We start from the raw sequence: 20,774 nt of genomic DNA on the forward strand, positions 1-20,774 counted from the left end.
AAAGAGTTGGGTTCGCGGGAAGGCAGTCTTCGCTGCCGGACTGCCGGTGGTCGGAAGCTCCTGCCCGTGGCCGGGAGGTAGATCATGACCCGAGCAATAGAATCCAAGGCGGAGTTGCGGCAGCGAATGGTCCGGGAGCAGATCGCCGCCCGCGGCGTGCGCGACCCCCGAGTTCTCGAGGCGATGGAGAGAGTGCCGCGGGAGCTCTTCCTGCGGGAAGGGCTGGAGGAATTTGCCTACCAGGACACTCCCCTGCCCATCGAGTCCGACCAGACCATTTCCCAACCCTTCATCGTCGCCTACATGGCCCAGTGCCTGGAGCTCGAGCCCGAAGATCGGGTGCTGGAGATCGGTACGGGTTCGGGCTATGCCGCCGCGGTGCTGGCAGAGATCGCCAGCGAGGTCTACACGGTGGAGCGCTACGCCAACCTGGCCGAAAGCGCCACCGAGCGGCTGTGGCGCCTGGGCTATCGCAACATCCATGTGCTGCACGGGGACGGCAGTCGGGGTTGGCCGGAGCACGCTCCCTACCAAGGCATCGTGGTCGCCGCCGGAGGGCCGGAAGTGCCCCGGTCTTTGCGCCAGCAGCTCGCCGTCGGCGGGCGGTTGGTGATCCCCGTGGGGCCGACACCGCGGGCTCAACAATTGGTCTGCGTGACCCGCCTCAGCGAAGATCACTACCGTGAGGAAGAGCTTCTGCCGGTAGGATTCGTGCCGCTGGTAGGGGCCGAGGGATGGGGAGAGGGCGGCGAGCGCCCCGCTCGCGAGGCGGCGGAGACTGCTCCGGCGGGGCCCGAGGCCATCCCCCTGCCGCAGCTGGTGGCGCGTCACGGAGAGCCCTTCGGCGAGATCGCCGAAGCCGATCTGGACGCGTTGCTCGAGCGCATCGGCGATGCCCGGCTGGTGCTGCTGGGGGAGGCCAGCCACGGTACCAGCGAGTTCTACCGCCTGCGCGCCCGCATTACCCGCGAGCTGGTGGAGAAGAAGGGCTTCACCATCGTGGCGGCGGAGGCGGATTGGCCCGACGCCGCGCGCATTGATCACTACGTCCGCGACCTGGAACATTCGCCGCCGGATTGGATCGCCTTCACCCGCTTCCCCACCTGGATGTGGCGCAACCACGAATTCCGGGAGCTGGTGGATTGGCTGCGGCAGCACAACGCCGAGGTTCCCCGGGAGCGGCGGGTGGGCTTTTACGGCCTGGACCTCTATAGCCTGCACACTTCCATTGGAGCGGTGCTGGGGTATCTGGACGAAGTGGATCCGGAGGTCGCCGCCATCGCCCGTCGGCGCTACGGCTGCCTGACGCCCTGGGAGTCGGATCCGTCGACCTATGGCTACGCGACCTTGACCCACAGCTACCGCTCCTGCGAGCAGGAGGTGGTGACCATGCTCCAAACGCTTCTGGGGCAGCGCCTGCGCTACATCCCGGAGGACGGCGAGCGCTACCTCGATGCGGTGCAGAATGCGCACCTCATCGCCAACGCCGAGCGCTACTACCGGATCATGTACTACGGCGGGCCGAAGTCCTGGAATTTGCGGGACAGCCACATGATGGAAACCCTGGAGCGCGTCCTGGAAGCTCGCGGGCCGGATGCGAAGGCGGTGGTCTGGGCCCACAATTCGCACCTGGGCGACGCCCGGGCGACGGAGATGGGAGTGCGCGGCGAGCACAACCTCGGGCAACTCTGCCGGCAGCGCTTCGGTGCCGAGGTCTACAACGTTGGCTTCGGCACCCACCAGGGGACGGTGGCGGCGGCCAGTGACTGGGGAGGCGAATTGGAGATCAAGCAGGTGCAGCCGTCCCTGGAGCGCAGCTACGAACGGCTGTGCCACGACTCCGGCGTCCCCCGCTTCCTGCTCCCCCTGCGGCCCGAGGGAGAGCTGCGCCGGCGGCTGATGGAGCCTCTCCTGGAACGCGCCATCGGCGTCATCTACCGGCCGGAGACCGAGCTGGCAAGCCACTACTTCGCCGCTCACCTGCCGCGCCAGTTCGACGAATACGTCTGGTTCGACGAGACCCAAGCCCTCCGCCCGCTGGAAAGCCACGAGGTGGCGGGCCTGCCGGACACCTACCCCTTCGGTCTCTAAGAAAAGGGGCTCCCCCCAGCCGGGAGGAGCCCCTTCGAGACTTCCGCGAAGAGCGGAGCCTTACTTGCAGGTCTTGCGGCCCGACGGGCCCTTGCACTTCAGCGAGCAGCAGTCGTCGTCCACGCTGCAGGAGGCGCCCACGGGAGAGCAGGTGCCGCCACCGCAGTCGCTGTCGGCGCCGTCGATGAAGCCGTCGCAGTCGTTGTCGATGCCGTCATCACAGGTTGCCTCGGTGGGCTCCGTGATGGTGCAGCTGGAGCACTCCGGCGGCAGGGTGAAGGACTCGGTGACGGTGACGCTGCCACCGCCGAAGGGACCGCCGCCGCCGCTCACCGTGGCCGCAGCTCCATCACCAATACCGCTCGCAGCGAAGGATTCCCAGATCAGGCATTCGTCGCCGCTGCCGCTGGCGGCCTGCAGGATGCCGTCGCGCATGTCTTCCATGGCCGGGCCGGAAGGCGTGAAGTTCATGCCGCCGACCACGTAATCCCACAGGGTGTCGATGCTGCGGCCGTTGTTCTGGAAGTTCTCGATCATCCGCCAGCAGGCGGAGGCGTAGATCTCGCCATCGAAGTGCACCGAGCCGCCGTCGAAGTCGCCATAAGTGCGGCTGTAGCTGTCGTAGGGCTCGGAACGGATGCCGTTGGGGTTGTTGTAGGAGTACTCGCCGACCACCGGGTTGAGGTTGGTGAGCAGCGAGCAGCAATCGCTCATGCCCTCACCGATGGCGCCGGACATGGGACCGCTCATGTTGCCGATCATGCGCCAGGTCAGACCATGGCAGTACTCGTGCCAGACGATGTCCGAGTCCAGGTCGCCGTCGCGGTTGGGGCTCGAGAAGGTCCAAAGGTACATCTGCATGCGGCCCGGAGAGCCGTCAGACGGGGTGGAGAAGTTGGCGTTGTTGGTGCCGCCGCCGTCTTGAGCCTCGGCGTTGACGGCATCGCCGCCGCTGCCGCCGTTGCCGAAGTTGTCGTTCTGGAAGTTGCCCACGCCCTCGACGAAGCCGTGGCTGTAGAGCTTGTCGTGGATGACGTTGTTGAGGAAGAAGAGGTTCTGCACCGCCACCGCCTTGTTGGTGTTGGTGGAGGGGCTCTGGCTGAGGTTGGCGGAGGTCAGGAAGTTGCCGTCCGTGACCGCGCTACCGCCCGCATCCGGGGAACCGCTGTTGTTGGTGTCGAGGTAGGCGTGAACGTTGTTGCCGGAGATGTTGACGGTGGTCTGGCTGCCGGAGAGCCAGCCGTTGGGCGACTCGGTGTTGCCGGCGCCGGGGCCGGACATCACGGTCTGGCTGCTGTTGCCCGGGTGATCCGGAAAGACGTTGTAGGAGTCGGTGTTGGTGCGCAGCTCCGAGCCTACGACCCGGCCCTGGCCGTTGACCAGGGTGTGGTGCAGGAGATTGTCCGCGTTGGACCAGGTCTCCACCAGGAAGCCCTCGACCATGCGGTCGTTGGTCATGGGCACGGCCACCCGGGTGACCTTCGGCGAGCTGAAGAAGTAGTCGCCGCCGGAGAAGACGATGGTGTTGCCGAAGCTCTCGGTCTCGGCGAGCTTGCTCTCGAAGGCGGGGTGGTGTTCCGCCAGGGCCGAGTTGAGGGCATCCTGAGCGGTGATGCGGGCGGGCTGTACGCCCTCCACAGGCGGCGCCACCAAGTTCTCGATCAGGTGTACCAGCTCACCCTGGGCCCCTACCGTGGCCTTGAAGTAGCTGCCGAAGACCTCCAGGCCGCCGTAGTGCTGGACGCCCCGCAGGTGGGTGAGGCCGGACTTCTCGGCCCGGGCCTCGCTGGCCACCACGAGGGTGCTGACGGTGGTGTCTTCGTGCAGGGCGGAGCGCAGGAAGTCGGCGACCACCGTTGCGGCAGCGGCCTGAGACGGCGCGGTGAGGGACTCACCGGGGGCCGAGCGGTAGACGCGGGGGTGGTCCACCCGCACATCGCCAGCGCTGCTGCTGAGTGGGCCCGCGGCCACCGGCAGGGCGACGAGGGCAATGGCTAGAAAAGAAAGAGTCCGTCGAATCATGGTCGATCCTCCCAAAACGGGTTCACTAAGGACGGCTCGCAGGTTGAAGCGCAGGATGGATTCTCGGCCACGAGAGTTTCCGAGCGCAGCGTCCGGCAAGCCCAAAGAACAGGGGTCTGCGGACCTTGGAATAGCAGCCGCTGCCGAGCACGGCGCAGGTGCTCACGGCGGCAAAAGCTCAATCAAGTGAATGAGACCGATCTGCAAGATAGCAGTGTTCTAGTGAGGGTGCAATGCATCCAGGGGCATTTTCCGAGAGGTGTAAGCATCTCTCGATGAGTATTTTAGTGCCTTGTCAGCAAGAATCAGTGTCTCGCGGAAGTTGCGTTCTGCTTCTCGATGAGTGGGCTGGGCGATCAGCCGCCATCGGGGGAGGGTGAAGAAGCCATGGGGCCTGGTTTGGAGGCTGGAGGGAAGTCTCAGAGCGCTCGGACCAGCCAGTCAAAGGCATCCTCCGCCACTCGGCCAACCTGGTGGCCATGCTCCCGAAGCCTCTCGGAGGCGATCCACGACGGGTGAGGGTTGCGGAAGAGCCAGACGTGGTGGGCGCCGAGGCAGGCGTCGGACCCTGGAGGAAGCAGGTCGGGGCCCTGGAGGCGCCGTAGGATCACCGTGCGGGGGCCGCCGAGACCATCGATGCGAACATGAAGATCCTCCCCCTCGGTCCAGGTTGCCAGAAGAGCAGCGCCGCCAGGACGCATCCGGAAGTCGGCGCTCAAGCTTCCCTCGTCGGTGCGCCGGATCTGCATCTCCAACGATCCACCCGGCGCATACCAGTTGCCCACGAGCTCGTTGCCACCTTCTCCACCCAGGATCAGGCGCTGGAACCTGGGCGACTCGCCCGCGCAGCCGGCGAGGAGGCTGCTGGTGAGCAGGAGGGTGGTGAGCGCTGAGAGGGTCCTCATATCTTCTTTAGACTCCGGAAAGCCGCCGCCGGTTCCGGCCGCCGGCTCGCTGTGTCCTCTAGAATGCTTCACGCCGGGACGAAGAGGGGCTTTGGATACCACGGGCCCAGCGGTTCTCGGCCGAGGAGCAGCATGGGCGAGAACGATTCACAAGCCAGAGCGTCGGCCACCGGCCAGCGGCGGTATCCGCTGGAGCCTTCGGGAGACGAGATTCGGCGGCTGCTGGCGGTGGTGGGAGAGAGCATCGCCGAGCATCTCGACAGCCTCGGCGAGCAGCCTTCGGTGGATCTCGAGGGGAGCGCCGAGCTGGCGGAGTCGGTGCGGGAGGGCTGGCCGCCGGAGGTCGAGCCGTTGGAGCAGATTCTCCATCGGCTCTTTCATCGCCTGGCGCCCAAGAGCTTCAATACCGCAGGACCGGGTTTCCTGGCCTACGTGCCCGGCGGCGGTCTCTTCTTCACCGCTCTGGCGGATCTCATCGCCGACTCCATCAACCGGTACACCACGGTGTGGAGCGCGGCGCCGGGGCTGGTGCAGTTGGAGATCAATGTCATCCGGTGGTTCTGTGCCATGGTCGGCTATCCCGCCACCGCCGGCGGTTTTCTTTCCTCCGGTGGTTCCATCGCCAGTCTGAGCGCGGTGGTGGCGGCTCGGCACAAACATCTCCCGGAGAATTTCCTGCGCGGTACCGCCTATGGATCGGATCAAACCCATCACTGCATCCACAAGGCCCTGCGCCTGGCCGGATTCCCGCCGCAGAATTTCCGCTCCATCCCGGTGGATGATGAGCAACGCATCCGTCTCGACGCCCTGGAGGAGCAGCTCGCCGCCGACCGGGCGGAGGGCTACCAGCCGTTCCTGCTGGTGGGCAACGCCGGCACCACCAACACCGGCGCCGTCGATCCGCTGCCGAGGCTGGCGGAAATCGCGCGCCACCACGGCCTGTGGCTGCACGCCGACGCCGCCTACGGAGGGTTCTTCGCCCTCACCGACCGTGGCCGGCGGGCGCTGGCGGGGCTGGAGCGGGCCGATTCCATCACCCTCGATCCCCACAAGGGTCTATTCCTCCCCTACGGCACCGGCTGCTTGTTGGTCCGCGATCTGGGCGCCCTCCATCGTTCCCACGCCGCCAGTGCGGACTACATGCCGGCGCTGCAGGAGGATCCCAACCGCATCGACTTTTCAGCGGTGTCGCCGGAGCTGTCCCGGGAGTTCCGCGGACTACGGGTTTGGCTGCCGATGAAGCTCCTGGGAGTCGAGCCGTTTCGCACCGCTCTCGACGAGAAGCTCGACCTGGCCCACTGGACTTGTGGTGAGCTGGCGAGGATCGAAGGGATCCGCATCGCCGCTCCGCCCCAGCTCTCGCTCCTGGCGTTCCGGTTGATCTTGGCTGGTGCCGAGGGGGAGCCACTGGCGGAGGACCTCCTCGACGCCGCCAATCGAGAGCTTCTGGATCGCATCAACCGTCGGGGCAGAGTGATGCTCACCGGCACCCGCCTCCACGGCCGCTTCGTGCTGCGCATCTGCATCCTGAGCTTCCGCACCCATCAGCGGAATCTGGAGCATCTCATCGAGGATTTACGGGCGGAGGTGGCGGAGCTCCGGCTCGAAGCGCGAGAGGGATGAGCGAGGCACAGCTCGACGCCCCGTCGAGGCTACAAATTTGGGACGCCGGTCTGGGCTGAGAGGCAATGCCCGGATGGGCGGCGTTGGACCTGCTTCGGGGCGCTCTAGCCTCCTAACAAGTCTGCTAGACTGCCTTCTGGTGCCCGCTCATCGGGCCCGTTGAGAGAGGAGAAACCTTATGCCGAGCTTAGGCGTTCCAGAGCTGATCGTCATCTTCCTGATCATCGTCGTGCTCTTTGGTGCCAGCCGCCTGCCCCAGATCGGCCGTGGGCTGGGCGAGGGCATCCGCAACTTCAAGCGCAGCGTGAATTCCGACGACGACAAGCTCGAGGACAGCGACAACTCCAAGCAGCGCTCGTCCTGAACCTTCCCCCCCGGGGCATCCCGCGCCTTCCCGCCGCTCCTGGCCGCTGAGTCCCGGGTCTTCCCGCGAGCGGCCGCCCCACATTTCTGCCCCTCTTTCTCGACTCCGAACGATCGCTTCGGTCGGCTCTTCGCCCAGCCGAAGAGTGGAGCGTGTCAGAACGGCCTCGAGTGCCAGGCGGGCACCGGGTTTCCGCGATCCGCAGGAACCCCCAAGGCAGGCGACCCCCGTACGCAAAGAAGCCCCTTACGCAAAGAACCCCGAGATGAGCGATGAGCTCATCTCGGGGTTCGTCTCCATCCGGAGAGGCCGGTCGTGTGGTCAGTGGACCAACAAGTCGCTGGCGGCGGACCCCTGCCAAAGATCCCGGTAGTGGCCGACGTAGATGGCGAGCACCTTGTCGACATAGCGCCGGGTTTCCCGGTAGGGCGGAATGCCGGCGAAGCGCTTCACCGCGTAGGGTCCGGCGTTGTAGGCCGCCAGGGCGAGCTCCAAATCCCCGCCAAAACGGTCCAGCTGGGCTCTCAGGTAGGTGGCCCCCTGTTCCAGGTTGAGGGTCGGGTTGTGCAGCTCCGCGACGGCATAGCCGGCGGTGGAGGGCAGAACCTGGGTCAGGCCGACGGCGCCCTTGGAGGACATGGCCCGGGGAGAGAAGTTGGACTCCACCTCGACCAGCGAGGCCAGCAGCAGAGGATCGACCCCGTGGGTCTTGGCCGCCTTGTAGATGTCGGTGCCGAAAGGCACGAACTTCAGCTGGTCTTCGAGAGCACCGTCACCGTTGAAGGCGCGCAGCAGCTCGAAGCTTTCCGAGCGCCGCTTGATGGCCTTGCGTAGGTCCTGGGAGAGGCGTAGGGAGGTGCCGCTGGCGGCTTCCTCGGCCTGGCCCAGCCAGCTGGAAAGTTCTTCCAGCGCAGCGATGTGGCGCTCGTCCGGCGGCGTGGGCCGCCAGGAGCTGTCGGAGGAGGAGGAGTATCCGCTCCCCGGAAGCAGAATCAGCCCCAGGGCTAGAGCGCCGGTGCAGATCTTCCAGAGTCGTGGAAACATTTCAGACACACTCCAAAGTGGTTTCTGACGCCAGTCTCGCAGAACTGGCGGTTGTTTGAAAATTGGCGGATCGTCGCGGCGGAGCATGGGGAGTATCGAGCTTGGATGGTGCGCCGGACGATCCACAAAGCCCTGGGTAGATACACCGAGGGCAGTAGTACTCGAAGGTCAGTTGATGCTAGATCTGTGCCAAAAAGGAGAGGGGAGGGCGGCAACGAGGCGTGAAATTCGGCTGTCGGGAGGGCGGTGAGTCCCCGGATGCGTGGGGCAGGTCTGGAAGCGAAGGCTGGAAGTGTTGATAGGGCCAGAACTTAGGCCCACATCCTACGGGGGGTCAGGCGTCGGTGGAACGGTTGCTCCGGCGGCGGGAACGCTTGGGGCTGGCGGAGAGATACTCGTCCGCTTCGATGCCGAGGTTGGAGACTTTGTTGCGCAGAGTGTTGCGGTGGATCCCCAGGGACTTGGCCGAGCGCCCGACACTGCCATCATGGCATTTCAGGGAGGCGACGATGAACTGCCGCTCGAACTCTTTCCTGGCTTGTTCCAACGTCAGGCCGCGGCGTACCAGCTCATGGACGAGCGCGCCCATCCGGCCGTTCAGACTCTGCTCCTTCACGCCTACCTCGCTTTCTCGAAAGACTCTTACAGTAGCACAGTCTTGTCTATCGTTGTAGGCCGAAGGAAGGCGCAGATGAGTCGGAAGGGGCGCTATTTCAGCTCGAGGCGATCGCCGACGAAAATCGGGAAACGGGTCTCCAGCACGCGGGCCACCGCGGAGTGGCGGCTGACCGACAGAACCGCGAGCTCGCCGAGGATCAGAGGCGGCAAGCCGGGCTTGTTGATGCGGTACACGGTAAACAGGTCGCCCTGTACGACATCGTCTTCGGAGCCGCGGTCGATGTGCACGATGTGGTCCGACCCGATGCTGATGACGCTGTCGTCGGAGTGCAGAATCACCGGTGCATCTTCCAAGGCCTCGGCGGGGCTGGGGTAGTTGAGCGGCCGGACCAGCCCGCGGCGGCCCAGAGGCACCGGTTCGGGCTCGAAGCGGCGCAGCTTGGAGCCGACGGTGATGCGCCCGCAGACCTCGCCGGTAATCTCAGCGATGGCGGAGCTTTCTTGCACGGAGAGCACTCGGATGCGTCCTAGCTGCTGGTAGTAACGGCCGAAGGTCTCGCCGGTGATGGGGTGCAATACCTTCTCCCCGGCTTCCACCGCCGTGAACAGCTGGCCCGCGGACAGCCCGGCTTCCCGGCCTCCGTTGAGGTACACCACATCGCCGGTGGAAACTCCGTAGCGGAGGGTGTCCAGCGATCCACCGTAGATGCTGGTATCGCGAATCTTGTCTTCTTTGTATTCGTTCAGCCCGCCGGAGAGCTGAGGATTCAGGGCGTCGTATTCGGTGCCGACGATGGAATAGCCGAAGTCTTCGTCCAGGTCGCCGATGAAGCCGCTGCAGTAGATATCGCTGGAGGAGCCCAAAGCCTCCGGTGGTCCCAGCGCTTCCTCGAGGCTGAGGACGCCGACGACCTCCGAGGCTTCCACCGGCTCCTCCACGCTTTCCTCATCGCCGGTGGCGAAGGGATCGTCGGAGGCGTCACCGTCCGCCAACTCGTCCGGCGTCACCACCTTCATGCCTACCACCAGCGGGTCACCGGGGTAAATCCAGTGGGCGTCCAGAATGTACTGGTTGGCTTCCCAGATCTGTGGCCAAAGGTAGGGGTTGGCGTAGAAGCGGTTGGCGAGGTCCCAGAGGGTGTCGCCGGAGCGGATGGTGTAGATCTGCGCGCCGTCCGGGAATTCCGCTGGCGGATGCCAAGCGGTCCAGTGATCTCCTTCCAGATGAAGGTCTTGGGGCGGCAGGCTGGCGGCTTGAGCGCCGGTACACAGTCCTGCGAACCCGACCAGGAAGGCGGTGCAATAGAGAACGATTCGCCTGTTGACCATCCTACGGCTCCCGAGCTCGATTCAGGTGGGGTCGATGCATGCGCATTGTACGCTACTCGCCGATCATAGCGCGGAACTCTAGCGTATAGCGAGATTTCTATGCCAAAAATATCGCTTTTCCCCGCTCCAGTCAAGGTTTAGACGGCGAAGCTTCAAGTGATGCATGAGGGATTTCCCTCGATGAATCCCAAAGTGCACCGCGGCGGGCGGGGGAGGCGGGGTCAGCGGAGCTCTTCGAGGTACTCGGCGGCGGCGACGGCGGCGACCGAGTTGGGGAAGCGCTCCATCACCTCGCGATAGGTGTCGCGGGCGGCGCTGCGGTCGCCGACCTTCTCGAAGCACTGGCCGGCCTTGATCATGGCGTCCGGGACCTTGTTGCCGTCGGGGAAGCGCTGCACCGTTTCGCGGAATGCTGACAGAGCACCCTGGAAGTCCTTGCGCGCGTAGCGGCTCTCGCCGATCCAATATTGGGCGTTGTCCGCCAGGTCGGTGTTGGAGTAGCTCTGGAGAAAGCGGCGGAAGGTGGATTCGGCGTCGATGAAGCGCCCTTCGTGGTAGCGCGTGTAGCCCTGATCGTAGAGGGCTTGGGCTTCCGGGGGCACCGGGTCGGCGTTGTTCTGCGGAGTCGGTGTCGGCTCCGGGGTTTGGCCCGGGGGCGGTACCGCCCGCACCGCCGCGCTGGGGGTTCCGGCTCCGGCTTCGCCCTGCCCGTTGCTTCGACGGCTTCCGGTGTTCGAGTCCAAGGGCGGCTCGACGGGCTGGCCGAAGGCTTCCTCGTCGAGGTTCGATTCATCGATGCGCGGCTGTCGGGGCGGCGGTGGCGGAGTCTCCTCGATCACTCGCCGGGGTGGCGGTGTGCGCCGGGTGGCGGCGAGTCGTTCTGCGGGCTGGTTGTCGCCGGTGCTGCCGCGGCGGTTGGCGGCGGGACCCTCCAGGGCGGCCAGGCGCTGGCGCAGGCGATCGATTTCCAGCTCGTGCACCGTGCTCTGCTTTTGCAGCTCTAAGACCCGGCGCTTGAGCTCCTCGATCTCGGAAGCGGAGTCGGTGGCGCGCTGCGGGCTCAGGGCGGCGCTACAGCCGGTAGTCAGGAGAACGACGAGGATCAGCGGCGTCCAATGCTTCATGACTGACTCTCCTCTACGGTCTCGAAATCTGGGTCCTGGTCGCTTCCGCCGCCGGTGGCCTCGCCCTCTTCGTCGCGGGCGGCTTCCGCAGCGATGGCGGCGGCGAGCTCGTCAGGATCGATCTTGGGGATGTCTTTGGTGTACTCGCTGTCGGGGAACTCGCGCCGCAGCTTGCTGAAGTATTTGTCCGCCTCGACCAGCGCTCGACCCTCGAAATAGGCCTTGCCCAGGTAGAAGTAGATCTTGTCTTTTTGGTCGTAGTCGGGGAAGTCCTCCAGCAGGCCGAGGAAGCGATTCACCGCCGACAGGGCGAGGCCGTAGCGCAGATAGAAGTTGCCGACGCCGAACTCGTGCTCCGCCAGCTGATGGCGCACCTTGACGATGGATTCCCGGGCCTCGGCGCCGTAGTCACTGGTGGGGTACAGGCGTAGCACTTCCTGGTAGGCGACGAGAGCTTGCTCCGCGGCGGTCTGGTCCCGGTCCGGACGGTCGATGCGGCGGGCCAGGGAGTTGGCGATCTGCAGCTGGACATAGGGAGCGCGATCGCTGGTGGGATAGCGGTTGAGGAAGTCTCGGTACTTGGCCTCCGCCTGGATCAGGTTGGCCTCTCCGCCCTGCTGGAAGAAGGTGTCGGCGGCCAGCAGCAGGGCCTCGCGGCCGAGGCTGGTGTTGGGCGCCACCTCGAAGGCATGAGTGAAGTGACGCCGCGCCTTGTAGTACTTCTCCTTCGCCAGCCATTGCTGGCCCATCTCCAGCGACTCCTCCGCCGACAGGGCGAGGATGGGATCGTCCTTCTTGCCGCAGGCCGTGGCGAGCAGCAACGCCGGTAGGATCAGCATCGGAACTAGCAGGCGGATGGCGGGGAATCGCTTCATACAGTCTCCTCGGTGGCCACTTTGGAGGCCCAATCTAGGTGGCCAGGCGTCGCAGCTCGGCCATGGCGGCCAAGGGGTCCGGAGCTCCGAAGACGGCGGAACCGGCGACGCAGGTGTCGACTCCCGCCTCTACCGCCTGGCGGATGGTCCGGGGGCCCAGCCCGCCGTCCATCTCCACCTCCACGGAGGCTCCCGTCTCGGCAATCCAGCGCCGCAGCCGCCGCGCTTTGTCCAAAGTGTAGGGCAGGAAGGGCTGGCCGCTGAAGCCGGGGTTCACCGACATCAGGAGCACGAAGTCCAGGCGCTCCGCCAGGTCGAAAATGCTCTCCACCGGCGTCGCCGGGTTGAGGGCGACGCCGGCCAGGGCGCCGCCTTCACGGATGCGGGCCAGGGTGCGGTCCAGATGCACTGCGGCTTCCCAATGCACCGCCACCCGCGCCGCGCCGGCCTCGAGATAGCCGTCCAGCAGCCGATCCGGGTCCTCCACCATCAGGTGGACGTCCACCGGCAGCTGGGCGCGTCGGCATAGGGCCGCCAGGACCGGGATGCCAAAGGTCAGATTGGGGACGAAATGGCCGTCCATGACGTCGAAGTGGATCAGGTCTGCACCGCCGTCGGCGCATTGTTGGGCGGCGGTGGCCAGATCGGCCAGGTCGGCGGACAGAATGGACGGGGCTAGCTTCATGGGAAGAGCTTCATGGAGTGATGGTGCCGTCGGCGGTTTGGGAGACCACCAAGGACACCGTGTCCTGGCGATGCAGGGGATGCCCCGCCAACGGGAACTGCCGGAGGATAACACCCTCGGAGATGCCCTCGTAGACTTCGTATTTGATGCTTCCCAGGCGGAATCCCCGTTGCGTGAAGAAGCGCCGGACCTCCTCGAAGTCTCGATACACCAGGTCGGGCATGATGTAGACCGCTTCGCGGCTACCCCGGCTGACCAGCAGGTCCACCGGCTGGCCGGGGGCTACTTCCTGTTCCGGCGCCGGATTCTGTTCCACCACCGTGCCGGTGGCGGCGTCGCGGGTGTAGACGTCCAGCCGGCGGCCCGCGGCGAGACCCGAGGCGGCGAGGGCGACCTGCGCCGCTTGGGCGGTCTGCCCCGTCAGGTCCTGGACCTCCAGTACCTGGGGCCCCAGGGAGAGGGCGATCTCGATCTCGCTACCGCGCTTGACCAGGGTGCGGGCGCCAGGGGTCTGGCGCAATACCTTGCCTGCCGGCACCTCGGGGTCGAAGTCGTCCTCCGTGGCCTCGTGGCGCAAGGACAGGCCCTGGTCCGCCACCACGCCGGTAGCCTCCTCCAGGGTCATGCCCTGAACCGGTGGCACGCGGGTGACGCCGCTGCGCACGAAGAGGCTGAAGGCGGTGTAGGCGGTGAGGCCACAGACCAGGATGAGGGCGCCGACGTAGGCCAGGCGTAGCCCCCAGCGCAAGAGCCAGGCGAGCCAGGGAGGCATGGAGCGCTCTCCGGCCGCGTTCTTGCCGCCGCGGGGGGAATCCGGGGGCTGGTCGAAGGTCAGGCGCAAGGTGGGGGCTCCATGCCGTAGATTCTAGCGCCGGGCATTCCAGTGCCGGCGATCCTAATGCTGGGCATTTTACCTTCCCCAGCCCCGCAGTTCAGGCTCCTTGGCGTAGCAGCTCAAGGCAGAAGATTCTTCTTCAGGTCGAAGAAGATCACCGTCAGCATGATCAGCAGGATGAGCACGAAACCGACGTTGTTGATCAGGTTCTTGACGCCCTCCGGCAAATCTCGCCGGATCACTCCCTCCACCGTCAGCAGGACCATCTGGCCGCCGTCGAGAACCGGGATGGGGAGCAGGTTGAGGACGCCGATGCTGATGCTGATGAGGCCCATGGTGTAGATCAGGTAGCGCAGGCCCACCCGCGCCGCGCCACCGCTGATGCGGGCGATCTCGATGGGGCCGGAGAGGGCGCTCTCGGCGGAGATGCGGCGGGTGAAGATATTTTTCAGCACGAAGCCGGTCTGGCTGATGATCTGGATGTTGTGGCGCACGCTCTCCACCAGCGCCTGGCCGGGACCGTAGCGCTGGTAGAGGCCAACGCCGACGCCGATCTTGCCGGCACCGCCGACATCCTTGGGGGTGACCGGCAGGGTCATCTCCTGGCCGTCCCGCAGGATGGCGATGGCGACCTCCTGCCCCGGGCGCTCGCTGATGTAGCTGATGAACTCCTCCGCCGAGGTCACCGGTCGGCCGTCCACCGCTTCCAATCGGTCACCGGCCTGGAAGCCCGCCCCCTCCGCCGGGTCGCCGGCCACCACCTGGGTGACGCTGAGCAGCTCCTCCGGCAGGATGCCGGCGGTGTCGTTGAGGGACATCTCGGGGATGGGTTGGGGCGTCACCGCTGCCTCGAAGCGCTCTCCGTCGCGCTCCAGGAGCAGGTTGACGGAGCGGTCCGTGGCGGTCATCAGGAGCACCTGCACCCGGTCCCACTTCTCCACCGGCTCGCCGTCCACCTCCAGGATCCGGTCGCCGGGAGCGATGCCCGCCTGGGCGGCGGAGGAGTCTTCCTGCACGAAGCCGACCCGCGCCGGGATGTCCGGCAGCGCCGGTACCGCGATGCCCCACATGAAGACCAGGGCGATGAGCAGCACCGCCAGTACGGCGTTCATGGCCGGGCCGGCCAGATAGATCAGAAAGCGCTGCCAGCGTGGCTTGTTGTTGAAGTCGGCCTCGTCTCCCTCGCCCTCGCCGGGAAGCTCGCCGCTCATCTTGACGTAGCCCCCGAGGGGGATGAGGGAGACCCGGTAATCGGTCTCACCGCGTTTGAAGCCCCACAGGCGCTTGCCGAAGCCGAGGGAGAAGGTCTCCACCCGGACGCCGAAGAGCTTGGCCACCACCATGTGGCCGGCCTCGTGGACGAAGATGACGACGCCCAGGACCACCACCAGGGCGAGTCCGTTGGAGGCGAAGGCGGTGATGCCGGAGACGATCTGGTTCAGAAGCTCCATGGGGCTGACCTCGAAGGAGTGGGAAGAGTTCGGGAAGCTCGAGGGTCCGGGCGGCTGGAATCGATGCCGCGAATTTCCGGAGGTTCTATCTCTCCGGGGATTCGAGCTGGCTCCGGGAGGATGGCTCTCCGGAGTGAGCAGTGAGCCCAGAGCATACTGGATCGGGCTCAGCCCGTCACGGCCGGCTCAGGCATCTCCCGGCCTGGGCATTTCTCGGCCTAGGGTCTCTCCGGTGCTCACCAACGATCAAAAGGGCGCATGGAAGTCGATCCACAGCAGGCCGAGGAGCATAACCGGCGCCCCGAAGAGCAACGCGTCGATGCGGTCGTACATTCCGCCATGGCCCGGTAGCAGGTGTCCGGAGTCCTTGATGCCGGCGCCACGCTTGTACAGGGACTCCACCAAGTCGCCGAGCTGGGCCGCGACAGCGGTGGCGGCGCCGATGGCGATGAGGGCGGGGTCGACGCGGTGCAGGATCGCCCAGCTCCACACCGCCACCACCACCAGCCCGGCGACCAGGCCGGCGACCGCTCCCTCCCAGCTCTTGTTGGGGCTGACCACCGGCGCCAGCTTGTGGCGCCCGAAACTGCGGCCGATGTAGAGGGCCGCCACGTCGCCGGCCCAGATCACCGCCAGGGTGAGGGCCAGGACCCAGGTGCTGAGGCGCTGCAGCTGAACCAGAGCCGCCAGCGGGAGGGCGAAGTAAAGGGTGCCGAGGACCAACAGGCCGGCGGCGCTGAGGCTTTGGCTGACCGGCGTGCGGCCCAGGAGCACCGCCAGCCCGGCACCCATGCCCAATCCCAGGCCGAGGCCCAAGACGGTCACGAAGAGGCGGTGCTCGGGCACCGCTGGCAGCCAGGCCAGGGCGTAGCCGTAGACGGGGACCGAGATCACCAGCAGCCCCAGGGGAGCGGCAGGGGCCCATTGCCGGCCGATGCGGTTGAACTCGCGGATGGCCATGATCATCACCAGGGCACAGCCGAGGAAAAACCACAGCCCGTCGAGGTAGAAGGCGGCGGCCAATCCCAGGCTGACGCCTACGATCCCGGTGAGAACGCGTTTCATGTCGGTTATGAGGTCCGGCGCCGGCGAGCCTGTCCGGACGAGGCGAGGCCGCCGAAGCGGCGCTCCCGATGCTGGAAGTCCAGCACCGCTTGGAAAAAGTCGATCTTGCGGAAATCTGGCCACAGCTTGTCCGTCACCCAGATCTCCGAGTACGCCACCTGCCAGAGCAGAAAATTGGACAGGCGCATCTCGCCGGAGGTGCGGATCACCAGGTCCGGGTCCGGCTGATCGGCGGTGTGCAGGTACCGGCCGATGGTCTGCTCGTCGATGTCCGCGCCCTTGCCCGCCGCCCAGTCGGTGACGATGCGCCGGCAGGCGTCGACGATCTCGCTGCGGCCGGAGTAGTTGAGGGCGACGTTGAGGGTCATGCCGTCGCAGTGGGCGGTGGCCTCCAGGCCCCGTTCGAGGGCTTCCACCACCGAACGGTCGAGCTCCCGCCAGCGGCCGATGACCCGCAGCCGCACCCGCGCTTCCACCAGCCGCTCCAGCTCGCGGGTGATGTACTCCTTGAGCAGGTTCATCAACGTCCACACTTCGGAGCGTGGTCGTTTGCGGTTCTCCACCGAGAAGGCGTAGAGGGTGAGCACGTCGAGCTCCAGCCCCGCCGCCGCTTCGATGGTTTCCCGCACCGCTTCAACGCCGGCCCGATGACCTTCCACCCGCGGCAATCCGCGGCCGGTGGCCCAGCGGCCGTTGCCGTCCATGATCACCGCGATGTGGCGGGGGAGGTGCTCCCGGTCGAGGCGCCGGAGCACGAGCTCTTCCGGCGAACCGGGTTGCGCAAGCTTGGAGGGATCTACCATGATCTGGGGGGCAAAGTTACCACATTCGATCAGGCCGAGCGGTGCTGGCGGCGCGATGGGTGTCGTCCTGGTTTGAATCTCGCGAAGACTCCCAGGCGAACCGCAAGGGTTGGTCAGTCCCGGTTCCAGGGCGGTGGGTAGAAGACTTCCTGCAGCACCAGGCCTTGGGCGGGAGCCGTGGGTCCCGCCTCCGGCCGGGTGGCGCCGCCGAGGAGGCGCTGCAGATCCTCCAGGCTGCGGCGGCCGGAGCCCACCTCCAGGAGGGTCCCCACCAGGCAGCGCACCATCCCCCGGAGGAAACCGTCTCCCCGGATGCGCAACTCCAGCTGCCTTCCGCGGCGGTACCAGACCGCCGCCGTGACCCGCCGCCAGGGATGCTTGTGGGAGCTTCCCGACAGGGCGAAGGCGCTGAAGTCATGGTGCCCGACGATGTGCCGGGTGGCCTGGGCCAGCAGCTCGAAGTCCACCGGGTAGAGCCAGGGAGCGGTGAACAGGCTTTCCAGCGGCGAGGTGAACTCGGCCAGGCAGACCCGGTAGCGGTACTCCTTGCCTTGGGCACAGGCCAGGGAGTGAAAGCCGTCATCCATCCGATGGGCCGCCATCAACCGTATGTCTTCGGGAAGCCGGTGATTGACGGCGTGCACCAGACCGCGTTCCGGAAACGGCCGCGGCAGGTACACGTGGGCGCTTTGCCCCCGAGCGTGGACCCCGGCGTCGGTGCGGCTTGCGGCGACCACCCGCAGCAGCTCACCGAAGAGATCTTCCAGGGCCTCCTCCACCACCTGTTGCACTGCCAGGGCGTTGTCCTGACGCTGCCAGCCGGCGAAGCGAGTCCCGCGATAAGAAAGGGTCAGTCGATAGACCATCGGCGATACCGAAGATGAACGGCGGCGAAGGGCAGCCAGATGAGCAGAAAAATCCCCGGGAAGAGCGGCAGCTCGGTTCCCTGGGCCAGGTACGACAAGGGCATCAGCGCCGACAGCAACAGCCACGCGGGCTGGCGGCAGAGGGCGGCCCACGGCAGCACCCAGAGCAAATACCAGGGATAGAGAGTAGCGGAGAAGAGCAGCATGCCGCCGAACAATCGACCGGTGCCGGCGACCAGGTCCCGGGAGCGCCAGCAGAGCAGCAACCAGATGCCCAGGCCAGCGGCGAGGAGGAGCTTGGCGTGGAGCTGAGGATAGTTGAACGGGTACAGGCGGTTGACGGCCTCGTGCTTGCCGGTGGCTTGCTTGAGGGCGTCGAGGCGGCCCTCCGCCCAGCGGTCCGACCCGACGGCATCGAGGCCGCGCCACAGAGGTTCGTAGACTGGGCCGTTGAATTCCCAGGAGACCCCGTAGCGCACCAGCCCCGGTGGTACGCCACCAGTCGCCACCAGCACCGGCAGGACCAGCGTCAGCCCTGCCAGGGCGCCGGCGATGAAGCGCCAGCGGTGGCGGGCCAAGCGCAGCCACAGGGGCATGGCCAGCAGCGGCACGATCTTCACCAAGGCTCCGCCGGCGGCGGCCAGTCCAGCTGTCAGTGCCTTTCCGGCCTTGTGCAGCGGCAGCAGGCAGACCGCCGCCACCACCCACGGCACGCCCAGGGCGTCGATATGGCCCATGCCCGCAACCTCCAGGACCACCAGCGGGTTCCAGGCGTACCAGGCAACTCGTTCGGTGGACAAACTATGGCGTCCAGCGAGATACACTAGGCCGGCGCAAGCCGCCAGGTCACCGAGGATGAAGAGGATCTTGAGCAGGAAGATTTGTACCCCCGGGGGCACCGGAACGGAGGCCGCCAAGGTGAAGGCCGCCATCGCCACCGGCGGATATACGGTGGGAACGTCACGGTGATGCAGGCCGTCCCAAAGCTCGTCCCGCAGGGGCTCGAGGGCTGGTGCCTCCGGCGGCAGCAGATACGGATTGTGGCCGGCAGCGACCACCCGGCCGTCCCAGATGTAGCGCAGAATGTCGTTGGATAGGGTTGGCGCCAGAGGTAGTAGGAGCAGTCGGAGCAGCAGAGCTACAGACAGCAACCAGACCGCCGGCAGGGCTCGTCCCCGCAGCCGGTGGAGGGCCCGCCACAGGGCGGCGAAGCCCAGCATGAGGAAGACGAGAGTCAGCCCCCGGTGGGCTGCCAGATCGTTGAGGACTAGGAGACCGAGATGAGCCGCGACCAACACCACAACCGAACCCCGAGCCGGCCCCAGGGCTCCTCGGAGGCCGAAGGCTCCGGAGCGGGAGGCCTGGGGGTTGAACACCCCGGGCCTGGAAGAGGGCGGTGATGGATCTGAACGCTCTGCCTCTGGATGTCCCATTGTTGGCGCTGTACTACTCGGTGCTAGCGGTCCTGGCCCTCTACGGCCTGCACCGGTCCTTTTTGGTCTGGGTGTATCTGCGCAACCTGCGCCGGGTGCCGGAACCGCCGCCGCCGGAAGATTGGCCCGGGGTGACGGTGCAGCTGCCACTGTACAACGAGCGCTATGTGGCCCAGCGTCTCATCGACGCGGTGTGCGCCCTCGATTATCCCCGGGAGCGGCTGGAAATCCAGGTGCTCGATGATTCCACGGACGATACGCGGAGTCTGGTGGCCGGGGCGGTGGAGCACTACCGAAGTCAGGGAGTGAATATTCACCACCTGCACCGCACCGATCGCGAGGGCTACAAGGCCGGAGCGCTGGAGGCGGGACTGCACCAGTGTGCCACCGACCTGGTGGCGGTCTTCGACGCCGATTTCATCCCTCCGCCGCATTTCCTCAGGAAGGCCGTGCCGCATTTCCAGGATCCCCGCATCGGCATGGTTCAGGCGTGTTGGGAGCACCTCAATCGGCGCTTCTCGTGGCTAACCCGGGTGCAAGCGGTGCTCCTCGACGGTCACTTCCTCATCGAGCATGCCGCCCGCAACCGCAGCGGCTGCTTCTTCAACTTCAACGGCACCGCCGGCGTCTGGCGCCGGGGAGCCATCGAGGAGGCCGGGGGCTGGCAGCACGACACCCTCACCGAGGATCTGGATCTGTCCTACCGCGCCCAGCTGGAAGGCTGGAAGTTCCTCTATCTTCCGGAGCTCAAGGCACCCTCAGAGCTGCCGGTGGACATTCATGGCTTCAAGAGCCAGCAGCATCGGTGGGCCAAGGGCTCGATCCAGACCGGGCGCAAGCTTCTGGGGCGGTTGCTGCGGGCTCGGCTACCGTTGAGGGTCAAGGCGGAGGCCTTTGTCCATCTGACCAACAACGTCTCCTATGTGCTGATGTTCTTGCTCTCCTTGCTGGTCTTCCCGGCCATGGTGGCGCGCAAGGAGCATCTCTCGAACACCCTGCTGTGGATCGACCTCCCCCTCTTCGCCGCCGCCAGCGGATCGGTATTGGTCTTCTACGTCGCCAGTCAGGTGGCCCGCGGCGGTGGCTGGTATCGGCAGCTGCTGGTGCTGCCGGCGCTCATGGGGCTGGGGATCGGTCTGTCGGTGAACAATGCCCGGGCGGTTCTCGGGGGGTTGATCCATCGCGGCGGCGTCTTCCATCGGACACCGAAGTACAGTATTGGAGAGGGCGGCGGGGAGTGGCGTTCGAAGATCTATCGGGCTGGTCGTAGTGCCGCGGTGATCCTCGAAGGGCTGCTGGCGGTATATCTCGGCGTTTGTTTGGTCATCGCCATTCGCTGGGAGATGTGGCTTTCACTGCCGTTTCTTTATCTTTTCTTTCACGGCTACGCATACATCTTCCTGCTTTCCGTGATCGGTGTCGGGCCGCGCAATCCTCGTCCGGTAGCCGCCGTCGATCTCGGCGGCTGAGGCTTTCGATAGAACATTCTCACGGGTCGAATCGTGCTTGCCGTTTGGGCTAGCGTGGGTTGTCGTATGCGGTATAGGCGGAAGTGCAACGCGTACGCGCATATTAAAGTTTCTTACTTCGGTAATAACATTGATCACGCTACCCCCCTTGCGTACACTCCCGGGGGTGCTA

At 66.0% G+C, this 20,774-nt stretch carries 18 protein-coding genes; 4 read left to right on the forward strand and 14 right to left on the reverse strand.

Annotated elements, in window-relative coordinates; translation table 11 throughout:
- Positions 1-84 precede the first annotated feature (84 nt).
- Positions 85-2,091, forward strand: coding sequence for a protein-L-isoaspartate(D-aspartate) O-methyltransferase (locus tag SX243_04315; GenBank protein MDY7092178.1), 2,007 nt, complete (start codon positions 85-87; stop codon positions 2,089-2,091).
- Between the two features lie 60 nt (positions 2,092-2,151).
- On the opposite strand, the gene SX243_04320 is transcribed toward SX243_04315, so the two are convergent.
- Both SX243_04320 and SX243_04325 read right to left on the reverse strand, forming a co-directional pair.
- Positions 2,152-4,113: a M36 family metallopeptidase gene (locus SX243_04320; protein MDY7092179.1), complete on the reverse strand. Its 1,962-nt coding sequence runs from the start codon at positions 4,111-4,113 to the stop codon at positions 2,152-2,154.
- A 419-nt stretch (positions 4,114-4,532) separates the two neighbouring features.
- The gene (locus tag SX243_04325; GenBank protein MDY7092180.1) at positions 4,533-5,018 is read right to left on the reverse strand and encodes a hypothetical protein; all 486 of its coding nucleotides are present in this window, start codon (positions 5,016-5,018) and stop codon (positions 4,533-4,535) included.
- Between the two features lie 132 nt (positions 5,019-5,150).
- Here SX243_04325 and SX243_04330 point away from each other — a divergent pair, with 132 nt between their 5' ends.
- Together SX243_04330 and SX243_04335 are read left to right on the forward strand one after the other, a co-directional pair.
- The gene (locus SX243_04330) at positions 5,151-6,641 is read left to right on the forward strand and encodes an aminotransferase class I/II-fold pyridoxal phosphate-dependent enzyme (protein ID MDY7092181.1); all 1,491 of its coding nucleotides are present in this window, start codon (positions 5,151-5,153) and stop codon (positions 6,639-6,641) included.
- Positions 6,642-6,819: 178 nt separating this feature from the next.
- Complete coding sequence (locus tag SX243_04335; GenBank protein ID MDY7092182.1) at positions 6,820-7,005, forward strand: twin-arginine translocase TatA/TatE family subunit; 186 nt, start codon at positions 6,820-6,822, stop codon at positions 7,003-7,005.
- Positions 7,006-7,326: 321 nt separating this feature from the next.
- Here SX243_04335 and SX243_04340 read toward each other — a convergent pair whose 3' ends face one another.
- From SX243_04340 to SX243_04395, 12 genes are all read right to left on the reverse strand, one after another.
- Positions 7,327-8,049 (reverse strand): lytic transglycosylase domain-containing protein, encoded by a 723-nt coding sequence (locus SX243_04340; GenBank protein MDY7092183.1) that lies wholly within the window; start codon positions 8,047-8,049, stop codon positions 7,327-7,329.
- Between the two features lie 334 nt (positions 8,050-8,383).
- Positions 8,384-8,638, reverse strand: a complete 255-nt coding sequence (locus SX243_04345) for a helix-turn-helix domain-containing protein (GenBank protein ID MDY7092184.1) — start codon at positions 8,636-8,638, stop codon at positions 8,384-8,386.
- 119 nt (positions 8,639-8,757) lie between these two features.
- Entirely contained in the window at positions 8,758-9,996 is a 1,239-nt protein-coding gene (locus tag SX243_04350) for a LysM peptidoglycan-binding domain-containing protein (GenBank protein ID MDY7092185.1), read from the reverse strand.
- A 221-nt stretch (positions 9,997-10,217) separates the two neighbouring features.
- Entirely contained in the window at positions 10,218-11,120 is a 903-nt protein-coding gene (gene ybgF, locus SX243_04355; GenBank protein MDY7092186.1) for a tol-pal system protein YbgF, read from the reverse strand.
- Entirely contained in the window at positions 11,117-11,995 is an 879-nt protein-coding gene (gene bamD, locus SX243_04360) for an outer membrane protein assembly factor BamD (GenBank protein ID MDY7092187.1), read from the reverse strand. Before bamD ends, ybgF begins: the two co-directional genes overlap by 4 nt.
- A 34-nt stretch (positions 11,996-12,029) precedes the next feature.
- On the reverse strand, positions 12,030-12,680 hold the full coding sequence (gene rpe, locus SX243_04365; GenBank protein ID MDY7092188.1) for a ribulose-phosphate 3-epimerase: 651 nt from the start codon (positions 12,678-12,680) through the stop codon (positions 12,030-12,032).
- 10 nt (positions 12,681-12,690) lie between these two features.
- A complete protein-coding gene (locus SX243_04370) occupies positions 12,691-13,521 on the reverse strand; it encodes a PASTA domain-containing protein (GenBank protein MDY7092189.1) in 831 nt (276 codons plus the stop codon).
- A 113-nt stretch (positions 13,522-13,634) separates the two neighbouring features.
- Positions 13,635-14,966 carry an RIP metalloprotease RseP gene (gene rseP, locus SX243_04375; GenBank protein MDY7092190.1) on the reverse strand — a complete coding sequence of 444 codons (1,332 nt, stop codon included), beginning with the start codon at positions 14,964-14,966 and terminating at the stop codon, positions 13,635-13,637.
- A gap of 246 nt (positions 14,967-15,212) precedes the next feature.
- On the reverse strand, positions 15,213-16,031 hold the full coding sequence (locus tag SX243_04380; GenBank protein ID MDY7092191.1) for a phosphatidate cytidylyltransferase: 819 nt from the start codon (positions 16,029-16,031) through the stop codon (positions 15,213-15,215).
- A 5-nt stretch (positions 16,032-16,036) separates the two neighbouring features.
- Positions 16,037-16,786 (reverse strand): isoprenyl transferase, encoded by a 750-nt coding sequence (locus SX243_04385; protein ID MDY7092192.1) that lies wholly within the window; start codon positions 16,784-16,786, stop codon positions 16,037-16,039.
- Between the two features lie 161 nt (positions 16,787-16,947).
- Positions 16,948-17,700, reverse strand: a complete 753-nt coding sequence (gene truA / locus SX243_04390; protein MDY7092193.1) for a tRNA pseudouridine(38-40) synthase TruA — start codon at positions 17,698-17,700, stop codon at positions 16,948-16,950.
- Positions 17,685-19,076: a hypothetical protein gene (locus SX243_04395; GenBank protein ID MDY7092194.1), complete on the reverse strand. Its 1,392-nt coding sequence runs from the start codon at positions 19,074-19,076 to the stop codon at positions 17,685-17,687. The genes truA and SX243_04395 overlap by 16 nt, the downstream gene beginning before the upstream one ends.
- A gap of 23 nt (positions 19,077-19,099) precedes the next feature.
- Between SX243_04395 and SX243_04400 the strand changes: the two genes are divergently transcribed.
- Positions 19,100-20,602: a cellulose synthase family protein gene (locus SX243_04400; GenBank protein ID MDY7092195.1), complete on the forward strand. Its 1,503-nt coding sequence runs from the start codon at positions 19,100-19,102 to the stop codon at positions 20,600-20,602.
- Positions 20,603-20,774: the final 172 nt, after the last annotated feature.

Source organism: Acidobacteriota bacterium, assembly GCA_034211275.1.
Classification (GTDB): Bacteria; Acidobacteriota; Thermoanaerobaculia; order Multivoradales; family JAHZIX01; genus JAGQSE01.